This is a genomic window from Achromobacter sp. (assembly GCF_057314935.1).
The window spans coordinates 20,198-26,534 of sequence record NZ_DBHKZA010000029.1; the positions used below are offsets into that span (position 1 = coordinate 20,198).

Annotated in this window: 5 protein-coding genes; 1 reads left to right on the forward strand and 4 read right to left on the reverse strand. The window is 67.2% G+C overall.

Annotated elements, in window-relative coordinates:
• Window positions 1-204: 204 nt before the first annotated feature.
• On the forward strand, window positions 205-2,094 hold the full coding sequence (locus ACO6D5_RS12895; protein WP_485825598.1) for a sigma-54-dependent Fis family transcriptional regulator: 1,890 nt from the start codon (window positions 205-207) through the stop codon (window positions 2,092-2,094).
• A gap of 22 nt (window positions 2,095-2,116) precedes the next feature.
• On the opposite strand, the gene trpC is transcribed toward ACO6D5_RS12895, so the two are convergent.
• Genes trpC through trpE form a run of 4 tightly spaced genes read right to left on the reverse strand, consistent with a single transcriptional unit; the run spans window position 2,117 to window position 6,077 of the window.
• Window positions 2,117-2,905 (reverse strand): indole-3-glycerol phosphate synthase TrpC, encoded by a 789-nt coding sequence (gene trpC, locus ACO6D5_RS12900; protein WP_006227302.1) that lies wholly within the window; start codon window positions 2,903-2,905, stop codon window positions 2,117-2,119.
• Window positions 2,902-3,933 carry an anthranilate phosphoribosyltransferase gene (gene trpD / locus ACO6D5_RS12905; protein WP_315844905.1) on the reverse strand — a complete coding sequence of 344 codons (1,032 nt, stop codon included), beginning with the start codon at window positions 3,931-3,933 and terminating at the stop codon, window positions 2,902-2,904. The genes trpC and trpD overlap by 4 nt, the downstream gene beginning before the upstream one ends.
• A gap of 12 nt (window positions 3,934-3,945) precedes the next feature.
• The gene (locus tag ACO6D5_RS12910; RefSeq protein ID WP_485825599.1) at window positions 3,946-4,512 is read right to left on the reverse strand and encodes an aminodeoxychorismate/anthranilate synthase component II; all 567 of its coding nucleotides are present in this window, start codon (window positions 4,510-4,512) and stop codon (window positions 3,946-3,948) included.
• 44 nt (window positions 4,513-4,556) lie between these two features.
• Window positions 4,557-6,077 carry an anthranilate synthase component I gene (gene trpE, locus ACO6D5_RS12915; RefSeq protein ID WP_485825600.1) on the reverse strand — a complete coding sequence of 507 codons (1,521 nt, stop codon included), beginning with the start codon at window positions 6,075-6,077 and terminating at the stop codon, window positions 4,557-4,559.
• Between the last annotated feature and the right edge of the window lie 260 nt (window positions 6,078-6,337).

Sequence of the window (6,337 nt, forward strand, 5' to 3'; positions counted from 1 at the left end):
CGCCGGGCCGCCGCCGGCCGCCTCAAGGCGGGCCAGCCCCCTCGGGGGCAGCAAGCTCGCGGAGCGTGCGCAGCGTTGGGGGTGGTTTTCCTCGCCGGCCCGCAAGCTCGCGTAGCGTGCGCGGCGTGGAGGCAGTCCTTCTGTCGCTATTTGCGACATTGTCGCGGAACAGGCGTCGCAGAACGCCCGTCCAAGGAGACATGCATGGCCACTCAGTCCCGTCAGCATGCGCTGACGCAAGCGCGCCTGCTGTTCAACCAGCAGGGCGCCGTGCCCGGCGGCATCGTCGCCGAGCCCATCCTGCGATCCTGGCGGCGCTGCGCCGACCTGGGCTTCGACATGCGTGGCGTGCGCCGCGCCGACCTCATGACCCAAGGCGAACTGCGCGAGGCCCAGCAGCGCAATGAAGCGCTGCGCCGCCTCTCCGAACCCGCCATGTCCTATCTGCACCGCGAGGCGGGCGGCAGCGGCAATCTGGTGATCTTGTCCGACGCTCAAGGCCTGGTGCTGGACAGCGGCGGCGACACGGGTTTTGCGAGCCGCGCGTCCCGCGTGGCGCTGATGCCCGGCGCGCCCTGGGACGAAGCCGCGGCCGGCACCAACGCCATCGGCACCGCGCTGGTGGAAGGCCGGCCCATCGCCGTGCACGGCGCCGAACACTATTTCGAACCCAACCGCATCCTGACCTGCGCCGCGGTGCCCATCACCGACAGCGAGGGCCGCACGCTGGGTGTGCTTGACCTGTCCAGCCAGGCGCGCGACGTCCGCCCCGACGTGCTGGAACTGGTACGCGCTGCGGTGGACCTGATCGAACACGGCCTGTTTGAACGGGCCTATGAACACCATGCCGTGCTGCGCCTGCACACGGACCATTCCGGCCTGGGGGCGCCCGGCGAAGGCCTGCTCGCCTTCCAGGGCGACCTGCTGGTCGGCGCCAACCGCCGCGCCTTGCAGGCATTGGGGCTGGCAGCCACGGCCCTGGGCGTCTATCGCTATACCGACGTGTTCGACGGCGAACTGGAACGCTGCCCGGATGCCGCAGGCCGGGTGCATGCGCGCACGGGCGCAAGTTATCACGCGCGGTTGCGCCTGCCGCGTTCGCGTGCGCCGCAGCCGGTGGCGCCGGCCTTGCCGCCGGCAGGCTCCGCGCGCCCGGTCGCGCCCAGCTTCGACGCCGCGACCCTGGGGGCGTTGGCCCGCGCCGTGCATCTGGCCGATGCGGGCGTATCCATTTTGCTGCAGGGCGAAACGGGGGTGGGCAAGGAAGTGTTCGCCCGCCAGCTGCACGCGCGCAGCAAACGCGCGTCAGGCCCCTTCGTGGCGGTGAACTGCGCGGCGTTGCCTGAAAGCCTGATCGAATCCGAGTTGTTCGGCTATGAAGACGGCGCGTTCACCGGCGCACGCCGGCAGGGCAGCAAGGGCCTGCTGCGCCAGGCGCACGGCGGCGTATTGTTCCTGGATGAGATCGGCGACATGCCGCTGCTGCTGCAGTCGCGGCTGCTGCGGGTGTTGCAGACGCGTGAAGTGTCGCCGCTGGGCGCGGCGCGTCCGGTGCCGGTGGACTTCGCGCTGGTGTGCGCCACGCATCGCCCGCTCGCCCATGAAGGGCCCGACGCGCCCGTGCGCCCCGACCTGTATTTCCGCATCGCCGAATACACGGTCACGCTCGAACCCTTGCGCACGCGCGCGGACCGGCTGGAACTGCTGCGGGCGCTATGGGCGGCCCAGGGCCCGGGGCCGGTGCTCCCGCCTCAGATCGAGGCCATCCTGGCCGCGTATCCGTGGCCGGGCAATTACCGCCAATTGGCTGCGGTGCTGCGTACCTTGCATGTATTGGCGGGGCCGTCGGGGGTGGTCGAAGCGGACATGCTGCCCGCCGAGCTGTCGCCGCCCGCCCGCGCGCGCGGCGACGCGGCCGACATGCCGCCTGTGGGCGGCGGCACGGCTGATCTGCAATCCTTGGCGGATGGCGCGATCCGCGACGCGCTGGCCGCGCACGGCGGCAACGTCAGCCGCGCGGCGCGGGCGCTGGGTGTGCACCGCAGCACGGTGTACCGGCGCGCGGCCGCGTTGGGCCTGCCCCGGTCGCGCTAGCGGTTTAGGCCTGGGGCTGGGTTCAGCCCACCAGGCGCGCGAGTTCGGCGCCCGGATCCTTGGCGCGCATGAAGGCCTCGCCCACCAGGAACGCATTGACCTTGTGGTCGCGCATCAGTTTCACGTCTTCGGGCTTCAAGATGCCGCTTTCGGTCACGACGCGCTTGCCCGCCGGAATGTTGGGCAGCAGGTCCAGCGTGTTCTTCAGGCTGGTCTCGAAGGTGCGCAGGTTGCGGTTGTTGATGCCCAGCAGCGGCGTCTTCATGGTCAGCGCCACGTCCAGCTCGCGGGCGTCGTGCACTTCCACCAGCACGTCCATGCCCAGTTCCATCGCCAGCGTTTCGTAGTCGCGCAATTGCGACGGCGACAGCGCGGCCACGATCAGCAGCACGCAGTCCGCGCCCATCGCGCGGGCGGCGATGATCTGATACGGGTCGATCACGAAATCTTTTCGCAGCACCGGCAGCGAGCAGGCGGCGCGCGCCTGGCGCAGGTGGTCGTGCGAGCCCTGGAAGAACTGCACGTCCGTCAGCACCGACAGGCAGGCCGCGCCGTGCACGGCGTAGGTCGAGGCGATATCGGCGGGGGCGAAGGTTTCGCGCAGCACGCCCTTGGAAGGCGACGCTTTCTTGATTTCAGCGATGACGCCGGCCTTGCCCTGCGAGATCTTGTCTTCGATGGCTTGGGCGAAGCCGCGCACGTCCTGGCGCGCTTGCGCTTCGCGCAGGACTTCGGCTTCGCTGCGCATCTGGCGAGCGGCGGCGACTTCCTCGACCTTGACGGCGAGGATCTTCGCAAGAATATCGTTCATTTCTGGAATTTCCGGGTATATGCGCAGAATTCTTCCAGCTTGGCTCGCGCCGCGCCGGTGGCAATCAGTTCAAATGCTAGCGCTAAGGCTTCGGGAATGGAATCGGCTTTATTGCCGGCATAGATGGCAAGCCCCGCATTGAGCGCAACGATGTCGCGCGCGGTGCCCTCGACATTGTCCAGCGCTTCGATGACAAGTTCGCGCGACTGCTCGCGATTGGACACCTTGATGGACCGGTTGGACATCATGGATAGCCCGTAGTCTTCGGGGTGGATTTCATATTCCCGTATTTGACCATCTTTCAGCTCACCCACGAGCGTGGCGCCGCCCAGAGAGGCTTCGTCCATGCCGTCCTTGCCGTGCACGACCAGCACATGGCGCGAACCCAGGCGCTCCAGCACGCGCACCTGGATGCCGACGAGATCGGGGTGGAACACGCCCATCAGCTGGTTGGCGGCGCCCGCGGGGTTGGTCAGCGGCCCGAGGATGTTGAAAATGGTGCGCACGGCCAGTTCCTTGCGCACGGCGGCCACATTCTTCATGGCGCCGTGGTGGGCGGGCGCGAACATGAAGCCGATGCCGGTAGCCTGGATGCACTCGGCGACTTCGTCGGGCGTCAGGACCAGGTTGGCGCCCAGGGCTTCCAGCACGTCGGCGCTGCCGCTGGAGGACGAGGCGCTGCGGTTGCCGTGCTTGGCGATCGGCACGCCGGCCGCGGCCGCCACGAACATGGCGGTCGTCGAGATGTTGAACGTGTGGCTGCCGTCGCCGCCGGTGCCACACATGTCCAGCAGATCCTGCGGATTGGGCGTGGCGACGGGGGTGGCGAATTCGCGCATGACCTGCGCGGCAGCGGTGATCTCGCCGATGGTTTCCTTCTTCACGCGCAGGCCCATCAGCAGGGCGCTTGCGATCTGCGGAGACATCTCGCCGCGCATCAGCATGCGCATCAGATGCAGCATTTCGTCGTGGAAAATTTCGCGGTGTTCAATGCAGCGCGTCAGCGCTTCGGTGGGGGAAATCGTCACGATGCGTCCTTCTCAGGCGAGGTTCAGGAAATTGCGCAGCAGGGCGTGGCCATGTTCGCTGAGCACGGATTCGGGGTGGAACTGTACTCCGTACAAGGGCAGGGTCTTGTGGCGGACCCCCATGATGTCGCCGTCCGGGGCGGTTGCCGTCACCGCCAGGCAGTCGGGCAGGGTGGCGGGGTCGATGGTCAGCGAGTTGTAACGGATCACGGTGTACGGGGTGGGCAGGCCGGTAAAGATGTCGGTGCCCGTGTGCGAGATCTTCACTGTCTTTCCGTGCATGATCTGCTGCGCGCGGACGATGTCGCCGCCGTAGGCCGCGCCGATGGCCTGATGGCCCAGGCACACGCCCAGGATGGGCTTCTTGCCGGCAAACGCCTGGATCGCGGCCACCGAGATGCCGGCTTCGGACGGCGAGCACGGCCCGGGCGACACGCAGATGCGGTCCGGGTTCAAGGCAGCGATCTCTTCCAGCGTGATCTGGTCGTTGCGCGCGACGCGCACGTCTTCGCCCAGTTCGCCGAAGTATTGGACCAGGTTGTAGGTAAAAGAGTCGTAGTTATCGATCATCAACAGCATTTTTTTCTCCGTGCGGGCGGTATTCGGTTCGGGCGGGGCCGGGATCAGATGGGTTCGTCCAGGCCGTGCTGCACCTGTTCGGCCGCGCGCAACACCGCGCGCGCCTTGGCTTCCGTTTCGGCCCATTCGGCTTCGGGGTTGGAATCGGCCACGATGCCGGCGGCGGCCTGCACGTACAGCGTGCCGTCCTTGATGACGCCGGTGCGGATGGCGATGGCCACGTCCATTTCGCCGCCGTAAGAGAGGTAACCGGCCGCGCCGCCGTAGATGCCGCGGCGCACGGGTTCCAGTTCATCGATGATCTTCATGGCTTCGACCTTGGGCGCGCCCGTCAGCGTGCCGGCGGGAAACGACGCGCGCAGCACGTCCATGCTGCTCATGCCGGAGTTCAGGTTGCCCGTCACGTTGGACACCAGGTGCATCACGTGCGAATAGCGTTCGATGACCATGGTGTCGCTGACCTTCACCGAGCCCACTTCGGCCACGCGGCCCACGTCGTTGCGCGCCAGGTCGATCAGCATCACGTGTTCGGCCACTTCCTTGGGGTCCGCCTTCAGTTCGGCGGCCAGCGCCGCGTCTTCCTCGGGCGTGGCGCCGCGCTTGCGGGTGCCGGCCAGCGGACGGATGGTGATCTGCGATTTCGGCACGCCGTTGTCCACCACGCGTTCCTGGCGCACCAGGATCTCGGGCGACGCGCCTACGACCTGGAAGTCGCCGAAGTTCCAGAAGTACATGTAGGGGGAGGGGTTCAGCGACCGCAGGGCGCGGTAGAGGGACAGCGGGGAATCGCGGAAGGGCTTGGCGATGACCTGGCCGATCTGCACCTGCATCAGGTCGCCGGCGGCGATGTGTTCCTTGGCGCGGTGCACGGCCGCCAGATAGTCTTCCTTCTTGAAGTCGCGCCGCTCTTCGGTCTGCATGCTGGCGTGGCTGTACGGGATTTCCACCGGGCGTCGCAGGCGGGCGCGCAGGTCGTGCAGGCGCTGCTGGGCGCGGCTGTAGGACTCGGGCTGGCTGGGATCGGCATAGACCATCAGGTAGATGCGGCCGGCCAGGTTGTCCACGATGACCAGTTCGTCCACGTGCATCAGCATCAGGTCGGGCGTGCCGCCTTCCATGCCGGCCGGGAAGGGCTTGACGGCCGGACCCAGGCAGGGCTCGATGTGGCGCACGGTGTCATAGCCGAAGTAGCCGGCCAGGCCGCCGCAAAAGCGCGGCATGCCGGGGCGCAGGGCGACCTTGAAACGGCCTTGGTACTGCTCGATGAACGCCAGCGGATCGCCTTCGTGGGTTTCCACGACCTGGCCGTCGTGCAGCACTTCCGTCAGGGTGCCGCTGGCGCGGATCACCGTGCGGGCCGGCAGGCCGATGAACGAATAGCGGCCAAAGCGCTCGCCGCCCACCACGGACTCCATCAGGCAGGTCATGCGGCCGGCCAGCGGGCCCGCATGCGCCAGCTTCAGGTAGATGCCCAGGGGGGTGTCCAGGTCGGCGTAGGTCTCGGCGACCAGCGGGATGCGGTTGTAGCCTTGCGCGGCGAGGGCCTTGAATTCGATTTCGGTCATGTCGGGGTCTCGTAAGCGATTTGATGTTTGCTTTCAGACCGGGCGCACAACAAAAAAGCCCGGTCCAGGTTACTGGTTCCGGGCTTGGCTCTGTGTTTTACACAGCTACGGCACTAGGCGGCATACGCGTCCAGGGCCGGGAGGGATCATCGCCACCCGGAAGACAAACGCCACCAGCGCCACGAGGCGCCGAGCATTTGGTTCTGGGGGTAAGCGTTCATTGATCCGGGATAAGTCTTTGAGAATTCAGGGTTTGTCAG

Coding starts and splice junctions, on each gene's coding strand:
- ACO6D5_RS12910 (WP_485825599.1), bottom strand. CDS start 4,512: ATGCTGTTGATGATCGATAACTACGACTCTTTTACCTACAACCTGGTC.
- trpC (WP_006227302.1), bottom strand. CDS start 2,905: ATGAACGATATTCTTGCGAAGATCCTCGCCGTCAAGGTCGAGGAAGTC.
- ACO6D5_RS12895 (WP_485825598.1), top strand. CDS start 205: ATGGCCACTCAGTCCCGTCAGCATGCGCTGACGCAAGCGCGCCTGCTG.
- trpE (WP_485825600.1), bottom strand. CDS start 6,077: ATGACCGAAATCGAATTCAAGGCCCTCGCCGCGCAAGGCTACAACCGC.